Consider the following 19,428-nt stretch of genomic DNA (forward strand, 5'->3'; position numbering starts at 1 on the left):
CCTCAGAGGTGGCCGGCCGTCGGCGGGCGGACGGGGCGGTCGGGCACGGGGGTCTCCTCAGGGGACGCGTTCACGTCATCCTCAGCGATGGCGGGCACGGCAGTCTCCTCAGCGGCGGCGGGGACGCGGGTCTGCTCGGGGGTTGCGGGCACGCGGGTCTGCTCAGCGGAGGCGGGGACGCGGGTCTGCTCGGGGGTGGCGGGCACGTGGGTCTGCTCAGCGGAGGCGGGGACGAGGGTCTCCTCGGGGGTGGCGGGTGGGGCGGCGATGGCGGGGACGACGGCGGAGATGGCCGTGCCGGCGCCGGGCTCGGACTCCACCTCGAAGGCGCCCGCCAGGCGGGTGACCCGCCCGCGCATCGACGCCAGGCCGAAGCCGCCCCCGCCGGCCGCCCGCGCCGGGTCGAATCCGGCGCCGTCGTCGCGCACGTCCAGGCCGACCACGTCCTCCATGTACGACAGCGTGAGCCCGGCGCGGGACGCCCCGGCGTGCTTGGCGATGTTGGCCAGGGCCTCCTGGGCGACGCGCAGCAGCGTGGCCTCCACCTCGGGGTGCAGCGGGCGCGCGGTGCCGGTCGTGGTGACCTCGGCGCGCACGGCGTTCGCCTCCGACCAGCCGGCGGCGATCTCCGCGAGCGCGGCGGGCAGCGGGGCCGACTCCAGCGGCCCGGGCCGGACGGCGTGCACGGACCTGCGGGCCTCGACGAGGCTCTCACGGGCCAGGCGGGTCGCGGTGTCGACGTGCCGCCGCCAAACCGAGGGATCCGCCTGGGCGTGCACGGCGGCCTGGAGCTGGGTGATGATGCCGGTCAGGCCCTGGGCGAGCGTGTCGTGGATCTCCTCGGCCATGCGCTGGCGCTCGTCCAGCACCCCCGCCTCGCGGGCCTGGACGAGGAGCTGGGCGTGCAGGCCGGCGTTCTCCCGCATCGTCTCTTCGAGCCGGGCCACCATCGACTTCCGCTCGGCGCTGCGCTCGGCCGTCACGTCGCCGAAGATGCTGAACAGGCTGACCACGGCCACGATCGCGGCGGTGAAGACGAGATGGGCGAGGATCGAGGACGCCGTGGGCTCGGGCGGCCCGCCGGTGTACGCCGACACGCTGATCGCCGCCGTGGCGGCCACTCCGGCGAACCTCCACCAGCCCTTCAGCATCCACCAGGAGTGGAGGTATCCGACGAAGGCGAAGAAGCCGGCGAACCACACACCGCGCGTGCAGAGCACCGCGATCAGGATCATCAGGCCCGTCACGTAGACGGCCGGGTGACGGGCGGCCGTCAGGCGGATCCACGCCGCGGCCAGCGCGGCGAGGCTGAGCGTGACGAGGTGGTACGTCCACGGACGGTCGCCGCCCGTGAGCCAGGACAGCGCCGTCGAGATCGCCAGCAGGAGGTACGGCACGGCCGGCAGAAGGCGGTCCATGTGATCTTCCCAGCGGTCCAGGCGTGCGCCCGTCTCCGTCGTCATCGCTCACTCCCAGCGGAAGAACCGGGCCGCGGCGACGCTGACGACCAGCGCGTACACGACCATGACGCCCATCGGCAGGGGGGCCGGCGAGGCGCCGGCCCAGACGTCCTGGAGGGTCTGCCGGAAAGCGCCCAGGGGGGTGAACTCGCCGACGCGAGCCAGGATAACGGGCATTTTGTCCGAAGGTTGGATCAACCCGGCGAGGTAGGCCATCGGGAAGTACAGCAGCACGCCCACCCCGTTGGCGGTGCGCCCGTTCGCGGCCACGGCCGCGATGAGCAGGCCGATCGCGAACATCGCGGCGGTTCCGAGCAGGAAGGCGGCGGCGGCCGGCAGCGCCCGCGAGGGGATGCTCGCGCCGAGGAAGGCGCCCGCGACGGCCACCAGCAGGGCGCAGGAGACCAGCGCGAGGACGAACTGCAGGATGAGCTGCACGAACAGCATGCTCGCGGGCCGTACGGGGGTGGTGGAGAGCCGGCGCAGGATGCCCCGCTCCCGATAGGTGGCCAGGGTGGTCGGCAACTGGTACAGGCTCACGAGTCCCACGGCGATCGCCAGCGTCATCGGCAGGAGCACCGTGTCGCCCGGAGCGATCGAGCTGCCGAAGACGACCAGGATGAACAGCGGGATGAGGATCGAGAAGATCGAGCCGGGTTCGCGTGCCAGCAGCTTGAGCTCGACGGTGGTGAGCTTCGTGACGACGGTCATGTGGGGGGTCTCCATCTGAGGACGGGAAGCGGGTGGGGGCCGGGGCGGCTGCGGGGGGTGCGGGGGCTCAGGGGTTGAAGGAGCGGCCGGTCAGGGCGACGAAGGCGTCTTCCAAGGTGCGCTTGTCGATGCGCAGGTCGGCGACCGGGACGAGGTTGCGGGCCAGGACCGCGGTGACGGCGGTGGCGAAGTCGCCGCGCCCGGTGACGGTCACCCGGGCGCCGTCGCGGGTCACTCCCGACACGCCGGGAAGCCCGCTCAGCAGGGCGACCGGGTCGGCGCCTTCCCCCGTCATCATCGTGAAGCGCATGCGGTGGTCGGCGTCGACCCCGTCGATCAGCTCCGCCGGGGTGCCGGTCGCGACGATGCCGCCCCGGTCGAAGACGGCGACGCGGTCGCAGAGCTCCTCGACCTCGTCCATGAAGTGGCTGACCAGGACCACGGTCACCCCGGACGCCCGCACCCGCTTGATGAGCTCCCAGGTGGCCCGCCGGGCCTGCGGGTCGAGCCCGGTCGTGAGCTCGTCGAGGAAGGCCACCCGCGGGCCGCCCACCAGGGCGAGGGCGATGAACAGCCGCTGCTTCTGGCCGCCCGACAGCCGGCCGAACCGGGTGTCGCGCTTGTCGGACAGCCCCCACTGCTCCAGCAGCTCACGCCAGTCGCGCGGCGAGGCGTAGAACGAGGCGTACAGGTCCAGCGCCTCCCAGACCTTGATGTTCTCCGGTAGCTGCGTGTGCTGGAGCTGCACGCCGATGCGCTCGCGCAGCGGGCGGCCGTCCTTGACCGGGTCGAGCCCGAGGACTCTGATCGACCCGGCGTCGGGCCGCCGCAGGCCCTCCACGCACTCGACGGTGGTGGTCTTGCCGGCGCCGTTGGGGCCGAGGAGGCCGAAGATCTCGCCCTCCTCGACGGAGAACGAGACGCCGTCCAGGACTGTGTGGCCCGCGTACCTCTTGGAGAGGTCGGTGACCTCGATGACTGCCATGCCTCAAGCATGTTCTTCCAGCTCACGCCTAGGATCGCCCTACGGGCCACCATCGCGGCCGTATCCGGTGCACCTTCGAATCCACCGATCGGTGGATACCGCGCCGTCCCGATTTGTGATCGCGCCGCTCCCGCTATCCGATCTTCGTCGCCGGCCGGGAGGGCTCCGGGGAAGACAGGAGCGGGTGGCGGTGTTGTGGGGGCGTCGGCGCCGGGCTGAGCGGCCGGGGCCGGGAAGGGAAGACGGTCTGATGAGCTACGAGGAGTACCAGCGCGGGTGTCTGTACTTCGAGGCGAGGGACTACCCCGAGGCGGCGCGCATACTGTCGCCGCTGGTGGCGGCGGAGCCGGGTAACCGGGCCGCCGCCGAGCTGCTGGCCCGGGCCTACTTCCACAGCGCCCAGCTCGGGCGCGCCGAGGAGGCCTTCCGCCGCCTGCTTGAGCTGGACCCGGCGAACGGCTGGGCGTACGAGGCCCTGGCCCGGACGCTGGAGCGCCGCAGCCGCCACGACGAGGCCGAGCGCTACCGCAAGCTGGCGAACGCCATGGGGGCCGAGCAGGTCGGCGAGACCGACATGTCGGTGTACGCGGCGAACCTCGCCTGAAGCGCGCGAGGCTCGCCTGAGGTGGCGCGTCTCGCCGGAGATGGCGTACTTCGTCCGGGAAGGCGGGTCTCGCCCGTGTGAACGGCCCTGCCGGGTGGCGGCGGGGCCGTTGTCGTGTTCGGCGGAGATTCTCGCCGGACGCGCGTGCGTCCCGGTTGTGCGGACGCGCGTGCGTCGCGGTGGCGCTTTCACGGAGCGATTCGCGGGGAAATGCGAGGTGTCATAACGGACAATCACTGCGAGTGAAGGCGCGGTTACTCCGCTTTGTTCCGGATGGAACGGGTCGGAAACCTCCGGGGAGTGGACTGGGACCCGTGGCGAACCGCTGGTCCGGTGAGCCGCTTCCCTCACAGGAGGCTCGCGTGCCTGAGATGTACCCCCAGGTCAGACGGCCCGGCCGATCGCTGTTCCCCGGCGAGGGCCCGGTGACGGCCGCAAGGCCCGGCCGGTGAACGGGGACCGTCCCGCGGGGACGCCGGACGAGCGCCGGGCCGAGATGCCCGAAGAGCGTCGGGCCGAGGCGAGTGGGGAGCGCCGGGCCGAGGTGGGTGGCGGGCGTCATGCGGTGGTCGTCGTGGGCGGTGGGCAGGCCGGGCTGGCGATGAGTCACCACCTGAAGCGGCGCGGCGTCGACCACGTCGTGCTCGAACGGCACCGGGTGGGCCACGAGTGGCGTTCCCGCAGGTGGGACTCCTTCTGCCTGGTCACGCCGAACTGGCAGTGCCGGTTGCCGGGGTTCCCGTACGCGGGCGACGACCCCGGCGGGTTCATGGGACGCGACCAGATCGTCCGGTACCTCCAGGACTACGCGGCCTCGTTCGCGCCACCCGTGCTGGAAGGCGTCTCCGCCACCCGGCTGACGAGCGTGGCGGACGGGTTCGAGATCCGCACCGACCAGGGGACGTTCACCGCCGGCCAGGTGGTGGTGGCGACCGGGCCGTACCAGACGCCGGTGATCCCGCGCCTGGCCGAGCGGTTCCCTCCGCACGTGACGCAGCTCCACTCCGCCGAGTACCGCAACTCCCGGCGGCTGCCGCCGGGCGAGGTGCTCGTCGTCGGCAGCGGCCAGTCCGGCTGCCAGATCGCCGAGGACCTGCATCTGGACGGACGGCGCGTGCATCTCGCCGTGGGGTCCGCGCCGCGCGTCGCCCGGTTCTACCGGGGCAGGGACGTGGTGGCGTGGCTGGACCTGATGGGCCACTACGACCGGCCGATCGGCTCCTTCGCCGACCCCGACGGGGTGCGGGCCCGCGCCAACCACTACGTCACCGGGCGCGACGGCGGGCGCGACATCGACCTGCGGGCCTTCGCCCGCGACGGCATGCGCCTGTACGGCAGGCTCGCCGGCGTCGAGGACGGGACGATCAGGTTCGCCCCTGACCTGCGGCGCAACCTCGACCACGCCGACGCGGTGTGCGAGAGCATCAAGGACACCATCGACTCCTTCATCGCCGCCCGCGGCATCGAGGCGCCCGCCGAAGCCCGGTACCGGCCGGTGTGGGAGCCTTCCGGCGAACCGGACGGCCTGGACGCGCGCCGCGTCACCTCGGTGATCTGGTGCACCGGATTCCGCGCGGACCACCGGTGGATCAGGGTGCCGGTCTTCGACGGCACCGGGTATCCGGTCCACGAGCGCGGCGTCACCTCTGCGCGCGGGCTGTACTTCCTCGGGCTGCCCTGGCAGCACACCTGGGGGTCGGGCCGGTTCTCCGGCGTCGCCGCCGACGCCGAGCACCTGGCCCGCCACATCGGCTCCGTCCCCGCGCCCCGCTCCCGCCCGCGTGCCGCCCCCGTCGCCGCCGGCCGGCGCCCGGACCAGGCCGCGGACGCCGGGCGGTACTTCGTCCATCCCGAACTGCTGGGGAGCTGAGCGATGGTCTTCGACGCGCATCGGCACCTCGGCGTGCTCCCCGCCTACCCGTTCTACGGCGGCCCGCCGGTACGGCCCGACGTGACCGCGCGGGCGACCGTGGACGGGCTGCTGGACGACCTGTACGCCGAGGGCACCGAGCGGGCGCTGGTGCTGCCGAACTACGGGGTGCCCGACCCGGCGGTCGCCTTCGGGTTCAACGAGCTGTGCCTGGAGGCGGCGGCCCGCGACGAGCGCGTCCGCTGCGGGCTGTGGGTCTCGCCGCGGCCGCAGGACGCCGAGCGCACCGCGGCGGCGCTGGCGCTGGCCGGCGAGCGGGGCGTGCGGGCGCTCAAACTGAGCTTCCTGCTCGGCGGCAGGCCCACCGACCCGGCCTGCCGGCCCGCGCTGGACCGGATCTTCGCGGTCGCCCGCGCCCACGACCTCGTCGTCCACGTGCACACCTCGCCGGGCGCCGCCTCCGACATCGACGAGGTCGGCCACCTGGTCGAGTGGTACGGCGACGAGACCGCGGTGCACCTGGTGCACTTCGGCGGTGGGATGAGCGGCCACATCAAGCTCGCCGGCTCGCGCTTCTTCGACTGGATCGCGGCGGGCAAGCGCGTCTACACCGACCTGTCGTGGGCGATCGGGTTCGCGCCCCGGTGGCTGGCCCGCGAGATCGAGCGCCGCGGCGTCGGCCACGACCGGGTGCTGTTCGCCAGCGACGAGCCGTGGGGCGACTTCACCGGGGAGCGCGCCCGGCTCGGCGCGGCGGTCGGCGACGGCGAGCTGGCCCGGCTGATCTTCCACGACACCTTCGGGAAGCTCTACGGCTGACCATCCCGTCCCCGGCCCTCCGATCCGCCCACCACCGCGAACGCCCTGACGGCCCCCATCCACCAGACGGCCCCCCCGACCTCCGGCCCCCCGACCTCCGGCCCCGACATCCGGCCCCTCGGCCTCGATCCTTCGACAAGGAGACCTCCATGGCGGAAACGACCGACCTGACCGACCTCGAGAAGCAGAGCCTGACGGAGATCCCGCACCCCTCGCTGCCCGAGGGGTCGAGCCTCTACGGCGGCACCAAGGTCTTCCCCGACTACCAGGCGGAGGACGGCGAGTGCTACTTCACGCTCGTGCACGGCATCGCCCATGAGTCGTCGGTCAGCTTCGTGGCGATCCTGCAGGCCACCAGGGCGCTGCGGAAGGGCTTCGAGTCGGCCATCTACTTCTACGGGCCGGGCTCGCTGAACTGCCTGGCCACCCGGGGCTTCCCCACCACGGGCAACTCCGCCTTCCCCGGCGAGCACAACATCAACAACTCGCTCAAGACCTTCATCCAGGAGGGCGGCAAGGTCTACTGCTGCCGCTTCGGCCTGTCCCTGCACGGCGCCCGCGAGGAGGACCTGATCGAGGGCGTCATCCCCACGCACCCGCTGGACGTGCAGGACGCCCTGATCCACTACGGCCGCAAGGGCGCGATCATCAACTCGACCTACATGTTCTAGGAGGTCCGCGTGAGCGTCGGTACCAGGGTCGACGTGGCGATCAGGGGCGTCCGCGCGGACGCTCCGGTACGCCGCGCCGGCGGGGCGGGGCCGAGCGACGACGGCCACCTGATCATGGGTGGCGCCGGCGCGGCGATCCCGTTGAACCCCGAAAGTCCGTACATCGTCCGCGACGGCAGCTTGTGGCTGGGGGAGACCGATCTCGGCGTGCCGGTCCTGCCGGTGCCGCGGCCCCGCTTCTACGACCTGGTCACCGCCGACGGCGTCCCGTACGAGAAGATCGCCAGGTTGCACGGCGCCGACGTGCTGGCCACCACCGTCGTGCAGACCTGTGTCCGGTACGGCGAGGCCGACCGGTGCCGGTTCTGCACCGTCGAGGAGTCCCTCAGGACGGGCGCCACCGTCGCCGCCAAGACCCCGGCGCAGCTCGCCGAGGTCGCCGAGGCGGCGGTGCGCCTGGACGGGGTGCGGCAGATGGTGATGACCACCGGCACCACCTCCGGACCCGACCGGGGCGCGCGGGTCCTCGCCCGGTCGGTCCGGGCCGTCCTGGAGGCGGTCCCCGGCCTGCCGATCCAGGTGCAGTGCGAGCCGCCCGCCGACCTGTCGTGGATCGCGACGCTCAGGGAGGCGGGGGCGACCGCGATCGGCGTGCACATCGAGTCGCTGGACGAGGCGGTCCGCCGGCGGTGGACGCCGGGCAAGGCGAGCGTTCCCCGGGCGGCGTACGACGCCGCGTGGGCGGAGGCGGTGCGCGTGTTCGGCCGCAACCGCGTCTCCACCTACCTGCTCGTCGGCCTCGGCGAGGACCCGGACGAGCTGGTCGCCGGGGCCGCGGAGCTGATCGAGCGCGGCGTCTACCCGTTCGTCGTGCCCTTCCGCCCGCTGAAGGGCTCACCGGCGGCCCGGGACGGCTCGCCGGCCCCGTCGCCGCAGGTCGTCCGGCAGGTCACCGAGCGGGTGGCGGCGCTGCTGCGCGCCGCCGGCATGGCCGGCGCCGACCAGCGGGCGGGATGCGCCGCCTGCGGGGCGTGCAGCGCCCTCGCCGTGGCCGGCGGGTGAGGCGCCCATGAGACCGCCGCACCACTCCATGACGACGAGGTCCTCGCACGGCTCCGTGACCCGGGCGAGGGGCCGATGACGACGGCGTCCGGCCTGGGGGAGGTGCTGCTCGGCACGTCCCGGCGGCAGGTACGACCGCGCGACCTCGCCGGCGGCCCGCCGGGGACGCCGTCGCGGGCGGCCGGTGACCCGGTCTGTGATGTGCTGCTCGGACGGCGGCGGCCGTACGTTCTGGTCGAGGAGGCCGACCGCGCCGGGCTCGCGGCCTACCGGGCGCTGCGCAAGCAGGTCTTCGTCGAGGAGCAGGGACTGTTCCACGGCCACGACCTGGACGACCACGACTTCGACCCGCGCACCGTGGTGCTGGTGGCGAGGAACCGCGCGGGCGCCGTGCTCGGCGGCGTCCGCCTCGGCCCCGCCGCGGACGGCCCGGACATCGGCTGGTGGCGGGGCGGACGCCTGGCCGTCGACCCCGCCGAGCGGGGCGGTTCCGGCATCGGGCCCGCGCTCGTGCGGGCCGCGAGCGCGCGGGCGGAGGCCGCGGGCGCGCTCCGCTTCGAGGCCGCCGTACAGCCGCACGCCGAGCGGATGTTCACCCGCCTCGGCTGGCGGACCGTGCGCGCGACCCCGGTGGCGGGCGTCCCGCATCTGCTCATGCGCCGGCCGATCGGGCGGATCGCCGCCCTGGCCCACGGCGCCAAGCGGGCGCTGGGCGCGCTGCTGGCCGGCATGGCCCCGGGAGGCCCGCGGTTCCTCGGCGACGACGGGGCCCCGGTGCCCGGCAGCGACCTGGTCGCGGCCTGCGACGCGATCCTGCCGTCCATGGTGGAGCGCGACCCCGGCTGGGCCGGGTGGTGCTCGGTCCTGGTCAACCTCAACGACCTCGCCGCGATGGGCGCCGCTCCCGTGGGCCTGCTCGACGCGCTCGGGGCACGGGACGTGGCCGCCGCCGAGCTCGTGCTCGGCGGGCTGCGCCGCGCGGCCGCCGCGTACGACGTCCCGGTGCTCGGCGGGCACACCCAGCTCGGCGTGCCCGCGGCGCTGTCGGTCACCGCGCTCGGCCGTACGCCGCGTCCCGTCCCGGGCGGCGGCGGCCGTCCGGGCCACGCCGTGCGGCTCACCGCCGACCTGGGCGGCGGCTGGCGGCCCGGATACACCGGGCGGCAGTGGGACTCCACGACGCGCCGCCGCACTCCTGAGCTGCGGGCCATGCTGGGCGCGGTGGCGGCGGCCCGTCCCGCGGCCGCCAAGGACGTCTCGATGGCCGGAGTCGCCGGGACGCTCGGCATGCTCGCCGAGGCGTCGGGGTGCGGCGCGGTGCTGGACGTCGCCGCGGTGCCCCGTCCCGGCGCGGCGACCATGGGCGACTGGCTCACCTGCTTCCCCGGCTTCGCGATGCTCACCGCGGACGAGCCCGGCCGTCCCGGCCTCGCGGCGGGGCCGGCGACCGGAGCCGCGTGCGGCGAGCTGACGTCCGGGCGCGGGGTCATGCTGCGCTGGCCGGACGGCGAACTGACCGAGGCGATCGCCGGCCCGGTGACCGGGCTCGGCGCCGCGGGCGAGAAGGGCTGGGCATGAAGGTGCGCATGGGCGCCGTCGCGGCGCCGTTCGACCGTGACGTGGAGGCGTGCTTCGCGCGCGTCGGGCACCTGGTGGCCGAGGCGCGCGCGCAGGGATTGGGGCTGCTCGCCCTGCCGGAGGCGTGCCTGGGCGGCTACCTGCTCAGCATGGACGGCGACGCCGGTGACGTCCCGCCCGCGTTCGAGCGGGACGGGCCGCAGATCCGGCGGCTGGCGGCGATGGCGGGTGACATGGTGGTCTGCGCCGGCTACTGCGAGGCCGCCGGGCCGTGGCGGTACAACAGCGTCGTGTGCGTGACCGGCGACGGCGTGCTCGGCCACCACCGCAAGGTCCACCAGCCGCTGAGCGAGGACGCCCTGTTCGCGGCCGGTGACGGGTTCGCGGCGTTCGACACCCCGGTCGGGCGGCTCGGCATGATGATCTGCTACGACAAGGCGTTCCCCGAGTCGGCGCGGTCGCTGGCCCTGGACGGCGCGGAGATCGTCGTGTGCGCGTCCGCGTGGCCGGCCAGCCGCACCGACCCGGCGCCCGACCTGGCCGAGGACCGCTGGACGCGGCGCTTCGACCTGTTCGACCAGGCGCGGGCCCTGGAGAACCAGGTGGTCTGGGTGTCGGCCAACCAGTCCGGCGCCTTCGGCTCGCTGCGGTTCGTCGGCAGCGCCAAGATCGTCGGCCCGGGCGGGGAGGTCCTCGCCCGCACCGGAGTGTCCGGCGGCGTCGCGGTCGCCGAGCTGGACGTGCCGGCGGCGCTCGCCGTCGCGCGCCGCTCCATGGGGCACCTGCGCGACCGCCGCCCGGACGCCTACGCCCGCGACGACGGCGCGTCGGCGTCCGCTGCCGCGGTGGGGCGCTGACCGGTGGTCCGCATCGCCGCGGTGTCCGCGCACTTCGGGCGCGACCTCGCGTTCGACGTCCAGCGCATCGCCAAGCTCGTGGCGGACGCCCGCTCGTCCGGCGCCGCGCTGCTGGTCCTGCCGGACGCGTCGCTGGGCGGCTACCTCGCCGACCTGCGCCACCCCGACCCCGACTCCCTCCCGCCGGCGCTGGACAAGGACGACCCGATCTTCAAGCGGCTCGGCGTGCTGGCCGGCGAGATGGTGCTGTGCGTCGGGTACTGCGAGGACGCGGGGCCGGTCCGATACAACGCGGCGGTGTGCCTGAGCGGGGACGGCGTGCTCGGACGGCACCGAAAGGTGCACCTGCCGGCCGGGGAGGCCGCCGCCTACGCCGCCGGCGACCGGTTCGACGCCTTCGACACGCCGGTGGGCCGCGTCGGCATGCTCATCGACTACGACAAGACCTTCCCCGAGTCGGCGCGGTCGCTGGCCCTGGACGGCGCCGAGATCCTCGCCTGCCTGTCCGCCTGGCCGACCAGCATCACCAACCGGGCCCCGCGGATGGCGCAGGACCGCCAGTCCCGCCTGTTCGACCTGTACGACTGCGCGCGGGCGGCGGAGAACCAGGTCGTGCTGGCCTCCTCCAACCAGACCGGCGCGATGGGCGGGATGCGCTTCCTGGGGCAGGCCAAGGTGGTCGGCCCCGGCGGGGACGTCCTCGCCCGCACCTGGTCCAAGGCGGGGCTCGCGGTCGCCGAGGTCGACGTGGCCGCGGAGATCGCCACCGCGCGGCGGGTGCTCAAGCACGTCGACGAACTGCGCCCGGAGAGCTACCGATGAGACCGGCCGCCGCCATAGAGCGCGGGAGAGTCGCCGATGAGGCCGGGTGGCGCCGCGGAGCGTGGAAGCCGTCGATGAAGCCGGGCGGCTCCGTGCAGCGGAAGAGGCGGGTGGCGCCGTGGCGCGCATAAGAGCAGCCGATGCGGCCGGGCGGTGCCGTGCGGCAGGGCGGCCGTCGATGAGGCAGGGGGGCCACGGGTGAGGATCGCGCTGCTGACCTACTCCACCAAGCCCAGGGGCGGGGTGGTGCACACGCTGAGTCTGGCCGAGGCGCTGGCCGCCGCGGGCATGCAGGTCACGGTGTGGACGCTCGCCCGGGGCGGGGACGCAGGGTTCTTCCGCGCGGTGGACCCGGCCGTGCGGCAGGTGCTCGTCCCGTTCCCCGACATCCCCGGCGAGACGGTCGGCGATCGCGTCCTGCGCTCGATCTCGGTGCTGCGCGAGGCGTTCGACCCCGCCCCCTACGACGTCGTGCACGCCCAGGACTGCATCAGCGCCAACGCCGTCGAGGACTGCGTGCGCACCGTGCACCACATCGACCACTTCACCACACCCGAGCTGGCGGCCTGTCACGAGCGGGCGATCGTCCGCCCGCACACCCACGTCTGCGTCTCGGCGGCCGTCGCCCGCGAACTGGCGGAGGACTGGGGGATCACCGCGACGGTCATCCCGAACGGCGTCGACGCCGGGCGCTTCGCGCGGGCCGCGTGCGACGGCGACCGGCGCTGGCGCGACCGGTTCGGGCCGTACGTGCTGACCGTGGGCGGCATCGAGCCGCGCAAGGGCTCGATGGACCTGCTGGAGGCGTACGCGCTGCTCGCCGACCTGGATCTGCGCCTGATCGTCGCCGGCGGGGAGACCCTGTTCGACTACCGCGGCTACCGGGCCGAGTGGGATCGCCGCGCCGCCGCGCTGGGCGTGGAGCCGATCGTGCTCGGCCGGGTCGGCCACCATGAGCTGCCCGACCTGGTCGCCTCGGCCGCGGTCTTCGCCTTCCCCTCGCTCAAAGAGGGGTTCGGCCTGGCCGCCATGGAGGCGCTGGCGGCCGGGGTGCCGCTGGTCACCCGCGACCTGCCGGTGTTCCGTGAGGTGTTCGGAGCGGCGGCCGGCTTCGCGGCCGGCCCGCGCGGGCTCGCCGAGGCGATGCGCGCGGCGCTCACCGCCCCCGACCCTGGCCGCCGGGCCGCCGGACGCGCGCTGGCCGCCCGCCACACCTGGTCGGAGGCCGCCGCCCGCCACATCGCCCTGTACGAGTCGCTCTAGCCTCCCGCCCGGCCCGGGTGCGGCGGGCGGGATTCAGGCGGGGGACGGGCGCGGCGATGGGTCTTGCACAATCTTGTCAAGAACGTTTTAATCCCCGTAAAGCTCTTGTGAACCATTTGACGTACCGCGAGGTGAAAGGCCGTCGCGCGCCTTTCGCAGGAACTCGTGAGCGCTGCGCATGTACGGGGACGGGTTTTTCGCCGTCACCGGAAAGCGCTTTCCACAGGAGGCGATATGTCGTTGCGCAAGGCCCTGACGGGAGCGGTCGCGACCGGTCTGCTGGCCGCCCTGGCGGCGTGCGGGGGCGGCGGCGGAGGGGGCGCGGGCGACGGCACGGTGACCATCCGCTTCGCCTGGTGGGGCAGCGACCAGCGCGCGAAGATCACCAACGAGGCCGTCCGGCTGTTCATGAAGAAGAACCCGGGCGTCAAGGTCGTCACCAGCACCGCCATCTACGACGCCTACTTCCAGAAGCTGGCCACCGAGACCGCCGGCGGCAACGCCCCCGACGTCATGCAGATGAGCGACCGCCACCTGCGTGAGTACGCCGACCGCAACGTCGTGCTCGATCTGCGCCCGCACGAGGGCAAGGAGATCCGCACCGCCGACCTCAAGAAGGAGGTCATGGGGCTCGGCACGCTGGGCGGCAAGCTCTACGGCCTGCCCCTCGGCCAGACCGCCGTCGTGATGGTCTACGACCCGGTGCTGTGGAAGCAGGCGGGCGCCAAGGAACCCAAGCTCGGCTGGACCTGGGACGACTACTTCGAAGCCGCCAAGAAGGTGACCGCGCGCACCGGCGGCAAGGTCTACGGCGCAGACGACTTCGGCGGCATCGAATCGTGGTTCAAGGTCTGGCTGTCCCAGCAGGGCAAGGGCCTGTACACCGCGGACGGCAGGCTCGGCTACACCGAGCAGGACGTCCTCGCGTGGTGGGAGATGGCCACGAGGTTCCGCAAGGCGGGCGCCGCCACCCCCGGTGAGATCACCGCCGTCAACCCCGCGGGCTCGCCGCTCGCGCGCAAGCTGTCGGCCTCGGAGTTCCAGCCGGACTCCACCGTCGCGCCCGACGCCTGGGCCGGCTACGACAACCCCTACGCGCTGGCGCCGCTGCCGCAGGTCGGCGACGATCCCGGCCTGTACGGCGAGCCGCCGATGCTGCTCAGCGTGTCGGCCAGGACCAAGCAGCGGGCCGCGGCGCTCAAACTGGCCGACTTCATCATCAACGACCCCGAGGCCGCCAAGATCCTCGGCATGTCGCGCGGCCTGCCCGCCAACGTGAAGAACCGCGAGGCGATCGCGCCGGCCCTGACCGGAGCGTGGAGACAGGTCTACGACTACGAGGAGCTCATCGCCGGCAAGATCAAGCTCGGCCCGCCCGCCCCGCCGAAGGGCGCCGGCACGCTGTTCACGCTGTTCGACAAGTACTACCAGGACGTCATGTACGACAAGGCGACCCCGGCCGACGCCGCCAAGCGGTACTACGCCGAGGCCCAGCAGATCATCGCCGGCTGACCGGGACCGCGGATGTCCATGACGCGACGCGCCCCGGGGAGGACCCCGGTGGGACGCCCCCGGGACGCGCCCGCCGCGGCCCGGCCCCGCCGCACGGCCTACGGCGAGCGGCCGGGCGTCGCGTACCTGTTCCTGTCGCCGTGGGTCGCGGGCGCGGTCCTGCTCACCGTGGGGCCCATGCTGGCCTCGCTGTACCTGTCGTTCACCGACTACGACCTGTTCACCGCGCCGTCGTTCGTCGGCCTGTCCAACTACGCCCGGCTGTTCACACAGGACGCGCACTTCCTCAACGCGGTGGAGGCGACGGTCAAGTTCGTCGTGTGGTCCGTCCCGGTGCAACTGGCGGCCGCGCTGGCGGTGGCCATGCTGCTCAACCGGGCGAGCCGCCTGCAGGGGCTGTACCGCTCGGCGTTCTACGCACCGTCGCTGCTCGGCGCGAGCGTCGCGGTGGCGCTGGTGTGGCGGGCGATGTTCTCCGGCGGCGGCGCCGCCGACCAGGTGCTGTCGGTCTTCGGCGTCAGGACGGGCGGCTGGGTGACCGACCCCGACCTCGCGCTGCTGGTGCTCGTGCTGCTGGGCGTCTGGCAGTTCGGCGCCCCGATGGTGATCTTCCTGGCCGGGCTGAAGCAGATCCCGGCCGAACTGTACGACGCGGCGTCGGTGGACGGCGCGGGATGGTGGCGGCGGTTCTGGTCGGTCACGGTGCCGATGCTCTCGCCGGTGATCCTGTTCAACCTGGTGCTGGACACGATCAGGGCCTTCCAGGTGTTCAACGCCGCGTTCGTCGTCAGCAACGGCACCGGCGGCCCCGGCGACTCCACCCTGTTCTACACGCTCTACCTGTGGCAGAAGGGCTTCGTCGACTTCAAGATGGGCTACGCCTCCGCCATGGCCTGGGTCCTGCTGGCGGGCATCGCCCTGGTCACCACGCTGATCTTCAGGTCGGCCCGTTCGTGGGTGCACTACGGAGGCGGTGAGCGGTGAACGGTCACGAATGCCGCCCGGCCCGCACGGGAGGTGGCGGGCGGTGAACGGCCGCGGGCTGCGCCGGGTGGTCTGGCACGTGGTCGTGCTGGCGGCGCTGGCGGTGATGCTGTACCCGGTGCTGTGGCTGGTGACCAGCTCGGTGAAGCCGAGCGCGCGCATCGCCGCGAGCGTCGGGCTGTGGGCGGAGTCGTTCACCTTCGGCAACTACGCCGCCGTTTTCGACGCCTCCGCCGCCACCCCGGTGTGGCGGTACTTCCTCAACTCCACGCTGGTGGCGGGCGGCGCGGTGATCGGCAACGTGGTCACCTGCTCGCTGGCCGCCTACGCCTTCGCCCGGCTGCGGTTCCGGCTGCGCACCCCGCTGTTCGCGTTCATGCTCGCCACGATCATGCTGCCGCAGCACGTGGTGCTGATCCCGCAGTACACCGTCTTCCAGCGGCTCGGCATGGTGGACTCGTTCTGGCCGCTGGTGCTGCCGAAGTTCCTGGCCACCGACGCGTTCTTCGTCTTCCTGATGGTGCAGTTCATCAGGCAGCTGCCCCGCGAGCTGGACGAGGCGGCCCGCATCGACGGCTGCGGGCCGGTCAGGATCTTCGCCCACATCACGCTGCCCCTGATCAAACCCGCGATGATCACGACGGCCATCTTCACGTTCATTTGGACCTGGAACGACTTCTTCACCCAGCTGATCTACCTGTCGTCCCCCGAGCGGCTCACGGTGCCGCTGGCGCTGCGCATGTTCGTCGACCTGCAGGAGAGCGCCGCCTCCTTCGGCCCGATGTTCGCCCTGTCGGTGCTCTCGCTGGTGCCCGTGCTGCTGTTCTTCGCCGCCTTCCAGCGCTTCCTGGTCCAGGGCCTGGCCACCTCGGGCCTGAAGGGATGAGCCGCCGCCTGGCGCTCCTGTCGGAGTCGCTGCTGCTCGGGGTGCTGGTGTTCCTCGCCGCGCTGCCGGTGGTGACGGCCTTCGCCGCGCTGGCGGCCGGCTGCGCGCTGCTGCGCGACCGCGGCGAGAGCGCCGTCGGGGTGCGGCCGTACGCCCGGCGCCTGCTGGCCGTCGCCCGCGCCGGGCCGCTCGCGCTCGCCGTGCCGCCGGCGCTGTGCCTGGTGCTGGCGCTCGACTGGGCGGCCGTGGACGCCGGGCTGCCCGGGCACGAGGTCTTCGCCGTGCTGGTGCCGCTGCTGGCCGTCGCCGCCGCCGGGCTCGCCCTGCGCTGCGCCGGGGCCTGGCGGCCCGGCCTCGGCTGGCCGGACGCCTTCCGCGCGGCCCTGCGGGCCGACCTGCACGGGACGGCGCTGCTGGCTATGGCGGCGGCGGCCGCCGCCATCATCTGCTCCACGTTCCCCCTGGTCACGCCGCTGGCCCTCGGCCAGCTCGTCCTCGCCGCCGTCGCCGTCGACGCGCGGGTCCCCGCCCAGCACGCCTGACCTCGGAGCGGAAGGCACGTCCGCGAGGTCGGCCACCACGTACGGAGGTGCAGTTCAGCCATGCCTGAGATCGCCCGACGAGATGTGTTGAAGGGGATGGCGGCGGCCGGCGCCGGCGCCGTCCTGCCCCTCGCCCCGCAGCCCCCGGCCGCCGCGCCCGCCGCGGCGACGGCCGCCGGGGTGCCCGGGGTGCCCGAGGTGCCCGAGGTGACGGTGCGCTGGCTGGAGGAGGCGCCGTCCCTCGCCGCCGGCTCCACCTGGGGCACCCCCTGGCCGCGCGGGACGGTGCCCAAGGGGCAGGCGTTCGCGCTGACCGCCCCGGACGGAGCGGCCGTGCCCGTGCAGAGCTGGCCGATCGCCTACTGGCCCGACGGATCGCTGAAGTGGACCGCGCACGCGATCAGCGCCGCCGTCCCCGCCGCGGCCTACACCCTCGCCGCCGGCACGCCCGCCGCCCCGGCCGCGCCGGTCACCGTGAAGGACGCCAAGGGCCACGTCGAGGTGGACACCGGCGTGATCAGGGTCCGCGTCCGCAAGGACGGCCCGGAGCTCATCAGCCACGTCTGGCGCGGCGGGGCCGAGATCGCGCGCCGGGGCCGGCTCGTCGCCCTCCGGCAGGACGCGATCGCCGAGGACGACGACGAGGACATGCCGCGGCGCGAGCGCTTCCTGAGCGACGTCCGCCAGGTGACCGTGGAGCAGTCGGGCCCGGTGCGCGCGGTGGTCCGCGTCGAGGGCAGGCACCAGAGCGCCAGGGGCAGGACGTGGCTGCCGTTCACGGTGCGCCTGTACTTCTACGCGGGCGCCGAGAGCATCCGCATGGTGCACTCGTTCGTGTTCGACCGCGACGGCCGGCACGACTTCGTCGCCGGGCTCGGCGTGCGGTTCAGGGTGCCCATGCGCGACGAGACCTACGACCGGCACGTGCGCTTCGTGGGGGAGGGGCACGGCATGCTGGCCGAGGCGGTCAAGGGCGTCACCGGCCTGCGCAGGGACCCGGGCGCGGCCGTGCGCGCCGCCCAGGTCGCGGGCGGCAGGCTGCCCGACGTCTCCACCTGGGACACCCGGGTGAGCGGCCGCGTCGGCCTCATTCCCGCCTGGGGCGACTACACGCTCGCCCAGCCGTCCGCCGAGGGCTTCACCGTGCGCAAACGGACCAAGAAGGGCCACGGCTGGGTCGACGTCGACCAGGGCGGCCGCGCCTCGGGGCTGGGGTACGTCGGCGGCGTCTCCGGCGGGCTGGCGTTCGGGCTGCGCGACTTCTGGCAGCGCCACCCCACCCAGCTCGACGTGCGCGGCGCCGCGTCGCAGGAGGCCGAGGTCACCGTCTGGCTGTGGTCCCCGCAGGCGCCCCCGATGGACACCCGCTTCTACCACGACGGGATGGGCCAGGACACCTACCCCGAGCAGCTGGAGGGGCTGGAGATCACCTACGAGGACTACGAGCCCGGGTTCGGCACGCCGTACGGCATCGCGCGCACCAGCGAGCTGATGTTCTGGGCGGTCGGCGCCACCCCGGACGCCGCCCGGCTGGCCGCGATGGCCGACGCCGTGCGCACCCCGCCGCAGATCGTCAACCCGGTCGGGCACCTGGTCGCGGCGAAGGTCTTCGGCGGGCTGTTCGCCCCCGCCGACCGGTCGAACCCGGCGGCCGCCGCGATCGAGGACCATCTGGACTTCCTGTTCTCCTACCACAGGTCGCAGGTCGAGCAGCGGCACTGGTACGGGTTCTGGAACCACGGCGACATCATGCACACCTACGACACCGACCGGCGGGTCTGGCGGTACGACGTCGGCGGGTACGCCTGGGACAACTCCGAGCTGTCGCCCGACCTGTGGCTGTGGTACGCGTTCCTGCGCTCGGGCCGGGCGGACGTCTACCGGTTCGCCGAGGCGATGACCCGGCACACCGGCGAGGTGGACGTCTACCACGCGGGCCCGTGGGCGGGGCTCGGCACCCGGCACAACGTGCAGCACTGGGGGTGCAGCGCCAAGCAGCAGCGCATCTCCACGGCGGCCTACCGGCGGATCTTCTACTACCTGACCGCCGACGAGCGGGCGGGCGACCTGATGCGCGCGCTGGTCGACTCCGACAAGACGTTCATGGCGCTCGACCCGCTGCGCAAGATCCGCACCGAGCCGTACACGCCGGACCCCGAGGCGCTGGCCATCGGTCTCGGCACCGACTGGTCGGGACTGGCCGCCGCCTGGCTGACCGAGTGGGAGCGCGGCGGGGACCCGGTCGCCGAGCGGAAGCTGAAGGCGACCATGCGCACGATCGCCGCGATGCCCAACGGCTTCGTCACCGGCGAGGGGTCGTACAGCCTGAGCACCGGAGAGTTCGCCCCGGCGCAGAAGAAGGTGGCGGTCTCGCACCTGTCGGCCATGTTCGGCCAGGTGGAGATCTGCGCGGAGCTGATCGACCTGGTCGACATGCCGGAGTTCGAGGCGGCGTGGCTGCAGTACTGCCGGCTGTTCAACGGCACCGCCGCCGAGCAGACGGCCGAGACCGGCGCCGCCTTCGGCAACCTCATCCTCCGGCAGGGGCATTCCCGGCTGACCGCCTACGCCGCGGTGCGGCTCGGCCGCGACGACCTGGCCGCCCGGGCGTGGCGGGAGTTCTACACCGGCGACGGCTACGCCCCGAACCTGCCGTGGCGGTCGGAGAAGGTCGCCACGACGCTGAACCCCACCGAGGAGGCGGCGTGGGTGTCCACCAACACCACGGCCCTGTACGGGCTGGCGGCCATCCAGAACCTGGCCCTCGTCGGCGACCGGATCACCCCTCCCTGACCCGCGGCG

17 protein-coding genes are annotated in these 19,428 nt (G+C 73.6%); 14 read left to right on the forward strand and 3 right to left on the reverse strand.

From position 1 onward, the window contains the following. Positions 1-2 precede the first annotated feature (2 nt). From ACZ6QO_RS00845 to ACZ6QO_RS00855, 3 genes are all read right to left on the reverse strand, one after another. Positions 3-1,463 carry a sensor histidine kinase gene (locus ACZ6QO_RS00845; RefSeq protein WP_465846369.1) on the reverse strand — a complete coding sequence of 487 codons (1,461 nt, stop codon included), beginning with the start codon at positions 1,461-1,463 and terminating at the stop codon, positions 3-5. Between the two features lie 3 nt (positions 1,464-1,466). After that, positions 1,467-2,171, reverse strand: coding sequence for an ABC transporter permease (locus ACZ6QO_RS00850; protein ID WP_465846370.1), 705 nt, complete (start codon positions 2,169-2,171; stop codon positions 1,467-1,469). Between the two features lie 67 nt (positions 2,172-2,238). Next, positions 2,239-3,156: an ABC transporter ATP-binding protein gene (locus tag ACZ6QO_RS00855; RefSeq protein WP_465846372.1), complete on the reverse strand. Its 918-nt coding sequence runs from the start codon at positions 3,154-3,156 to the stop codon at positions 2,239-2,241. A gap of 250 nt (positions 3,157-3,406) precedes the next feature. Between ACZ6QO_RS00855 and ACZ6QO_RS00860 the strand changes: the two genes are divergently transcribed. The 14 genes from ACZ6QO_RS00860 to ACZ6QO_RS00925 all read left to right on the forward strand — a co-directional run bounded on the left by ACZ6QO_RS00860 (position 3,407) and on the right by ACZ6QO_RS00925 (position 19,419). Then, positions 3,407-3,760 carry a tetratricopeptide repeat protein gene (locus ACZ6QO_RS00860; protein WP_465846373.1) on the forward strand — a complete coding sequence of 118 codons (354 nt, stop codon included), beginning with the start codon at positions 3,407-3,409 and terminating at the stop codon, positions 3,758-3,760. A 448-nt stretch (positions 3,761-4,208) separates the two neighbouring features. Continuing rightward, complete coding sequence (locus ACZ6QO_RS00865; RefSeq protein WP_465846375.1) at positions 4,209-5,630, forward strand: MSMEG_0569 family flavin-dependent oxidoreductase; 1,422 nt, start codon at positions 4,209-4,211, stop codon at positions 5,628-5,630. A gap of 3 nt (positions 5,631-5,633) precedes the next feature. After that, entirely contained in the window at positions 5,634-6,449 is an 816-nt protein-coding gene (locus tag ACZ6QO_RS00870) for an amidohydrolase family protein (RefSeq protein WP_465846377.1), read from the forward strand. A 149-nt stretch (positions 6,450-6,598) separates the two neighbouring features. After that, positions 6,599-7,120, forward strand: a complete 522-nt coding sequence (locus ACZ6QO_RS00875; RefSeq protein WP_465846379.1) for an MSMEG_0572/Sll0783 family nitrogen starvation response protein — start codon at positions 6,599-6,601, stop codon at positions 7,118-7,120. Positions 7,121-7,129: 9 nt separating this feature from the next. Further along, the gene (locus tag ACZ6QO_RS00880) at positions 7,130-8,182 is read left to right on the forward strand and encodes an MSMEG_0568 family radical SAM protein (RefSeq protein WP_465846381.1); all 1,053 of its coding nucleotides are present in this window, start codon (positions 7,130-7,132) and stop codon (positions 8,180-8,182) included. A gap of 75 nt (positions 8,183-8,257) precedes the next feature. After that, positions 8,258-9,760, forward strand: coding sequence for an MSMEG_0567/sll0787 family protein (locus ACZ6QO_RS00885; protein ID WP_465846383.1), 1,503 nt, complete (start codon positions 8,258-8,260; stop codon positions 9,758-9,760). After that, positions 9,757-10,617, forward strand: a complete 861-nt coding sequence (locus tag ACZ6QO_RS00890) for a carbon-nitrogen hydrolase family protein (protein WP_465846385.1) — start codon at positions 9,757-9,759, stop codon at positions 10,615-10,617. The genes ACZ6QO_RS00885 and ACZ6QO_RS00890 overlap by 4 nt, the downstream gene beginning before the upstream one ends. A 3-nt stretch (positions 10,618-10,620) precedes the next feature. Continuing rightward, positions 10,621-11,439, forward strand: a complete 819-nt coding sequence (locus ACZ6QO_RS00895) for a carbon-nitrogen hydrolase family protein (protein ID WP_465846386.1) — start codon at positions 10,621-10,623, stop codon at positions 11,437-11,439. Between the two features lie 198 nt (positions 11,440-11,637). Next, positions 11,638-12,702 carry an MSMEG_0565 family glycosyltransferase gene (locus ACZ6QO_RS00900; RefSeq protein ID WP_465846387.1) on the forward strand — a complete coding sequence of 355 codons (1,065 nt, stop codon included), beginning with the start codon at positions 11,638-11,640 and terminating at the stop codon, positions 12,700-12,702. A 234-nt stretch (positions 12,703-12,936) separates the two neighbouring features. Continuing rightward, a complete protein-coding gene (locus ACZ6QO_RS00905; protein WP_465846389.1) occupies positions 12,937-14,214 on the forward strand; it encodes an ABC transporter substrate-binding protein in 1,278 nt (425 codons plus the stop codon). An 18-nt stretch (positions 14,215-14,232) separates the two neighbouring features. Beyond that, positions 14,233-15,198, forward strand: a complete 966-nt coding sequence (locus tag ACZ6QO_RS00910) for a carbohydrate ABC transporter permease (protein ID WP_465846391.1) — start codon at positions 14,233-14,235, stop codon at positions 15,196-15,198. 10 nt (positions 15,199-15,208) lie between these two features. After that, on the forward strand, positions 15,209-16,084 hold the full coding sequence (locus ACZ6QO_RS00915) for a carbohydrate ABC transporter permease (RefSeq protein WP_465847218.1): 876 nt from the start codon (positions 15,209-15,211) through the stop codon (positions 16,082-16,084). Continuing rightward, a complete protein-coding gene (locus tag ACZ6QO_RS00920; RefSeq protein WP_465846393.1) occupies positions 16,081-16,626 on the forward strand; it encodes a hypothetical protein in 546 nt (181 codons plus the stop codon). Before ACZ6QO_RS00915 ends, ACZ6QO_RS00920 begins: the two co-directional genes overlap by 4 nt. A 60-nt stretch (positions 16,627-16,686) precedes the next feature. Further along, complete coding sequence (locus ACZ6QO_RS00925) at positions 16,687-19,419, forward strand: exo-rhamnogalacturonan lyase family protein (RefSeq protein ID WP_465846394.1); 2,733 nt, start codon at positions 16,687-16,689, stop codon at positions 19,417-19,419. Positions 19,420-19,428: the final 9 nt, after the last annotated feature.

It is taken from the genome of Sphaerisporangium sp. NPDC049457 (assembly GCF_055586705.1).

Excerpts from the sequence above, each read along its gene's own strand:
- ACZ6QO_RS00920 (WP_465846393.1), top strand. The coding sequence starts at position 16,081 with ATGAGCCGCCGCCTGGCGCTCCTGTCGGAGTCGCTGCTGCTCGGGGTG.
- ACZ6QO_RS00860 (WP_465846373.1), top strand. The coding sequence starts at position 3,407 with ATGAGCTACGAGGAGTACCAGCGCGGGTGTCTGTACTTCGAGGCGAGG.
- ACZ6QO_RS00855 (WP_465846372.1), bottom strand. The coding sequence starts at position 3,156 with ATGGCAGTCATCGAGGTCACCGACCTCTCCAAGAGGTACGCGGGCCAC.
- ACZ6QO_RS00870 (WP_465846377.1), top strand. The coding sequence starts at position 5,634 with ATGGTCTTCGACGCGCATCGGCACCTCGGCGTGCTCCCCGCCTACCCG.
- ACZ6QO_RS00850 (WP_465846370.1), bottom strand. The coding sequence starts at position 2,171 with ATGACCGTCGTCACGAAGCTCACCACCGTCGAGCTCAAGCTGCTGGCA.
- ACZ6QO_RS00915 (WP_465847218.1), top strand. The coding sequence starts at position 15,209 with ATGCCGCCCGGCCCGCACGGGAGGTGGCGGGCGGTGAACGGCCGCGGG.
- ACZ6QO_RS00885 (WP_465846383.1), top strand. The coding sequence starts at position 8,258 with ATGACGACGGCGTCCGGCCTGGGGGAGGTGCTGCTCGGCACGTCCCGG.
- ACZ6QO_RS00910 (WP_465846391.1), top strand. The coding sequence starts at position 14,233 with ATGACGCGACGCGCCCCGGGGAGGACCCCGGTGGGACGCCCCCGGGAC.
- ACZ6QO_RS00905 (WP_465846389.1), top strand. The coding sequence starts at position 12,937 with ATGTCGTTGCGCAAGGCCCTGACGGGAGCGGTCGCGACCGGTCTGCTG.
- ACZ6QO_RS00845 (WP_465846369.1), bottom strand. The coding sequence starts at position 1,463 with ATGACGACGGAGACGGGCGCACGCCTGGACCGCTGGGAAGATCACATG.
- ACZ6QO_RS00875 (WP_465846379.1), top strand. The coding sequence starts at position 6,599 with ATGGCGGAAACGACCGACCTGACCGACCTCGAGAAGCAGAGCCTGACG.
- ACZ6QO_RS00925 (WP_465846394.1), top strand. The coding sequence starts at position 16,687 with ATGCCTGAGATCGCCCGACGAGATGTGTTGAAGGGGATGGCGGCGGCC.
- ACZ6QO_RS00890 (WP_465846385.1), top strand. The coding sequence starts at position 9,757 with ATGAAGGTGCGCATGGGCGCCGTCGCGGCGCCGTTCGACCGTGACGTG.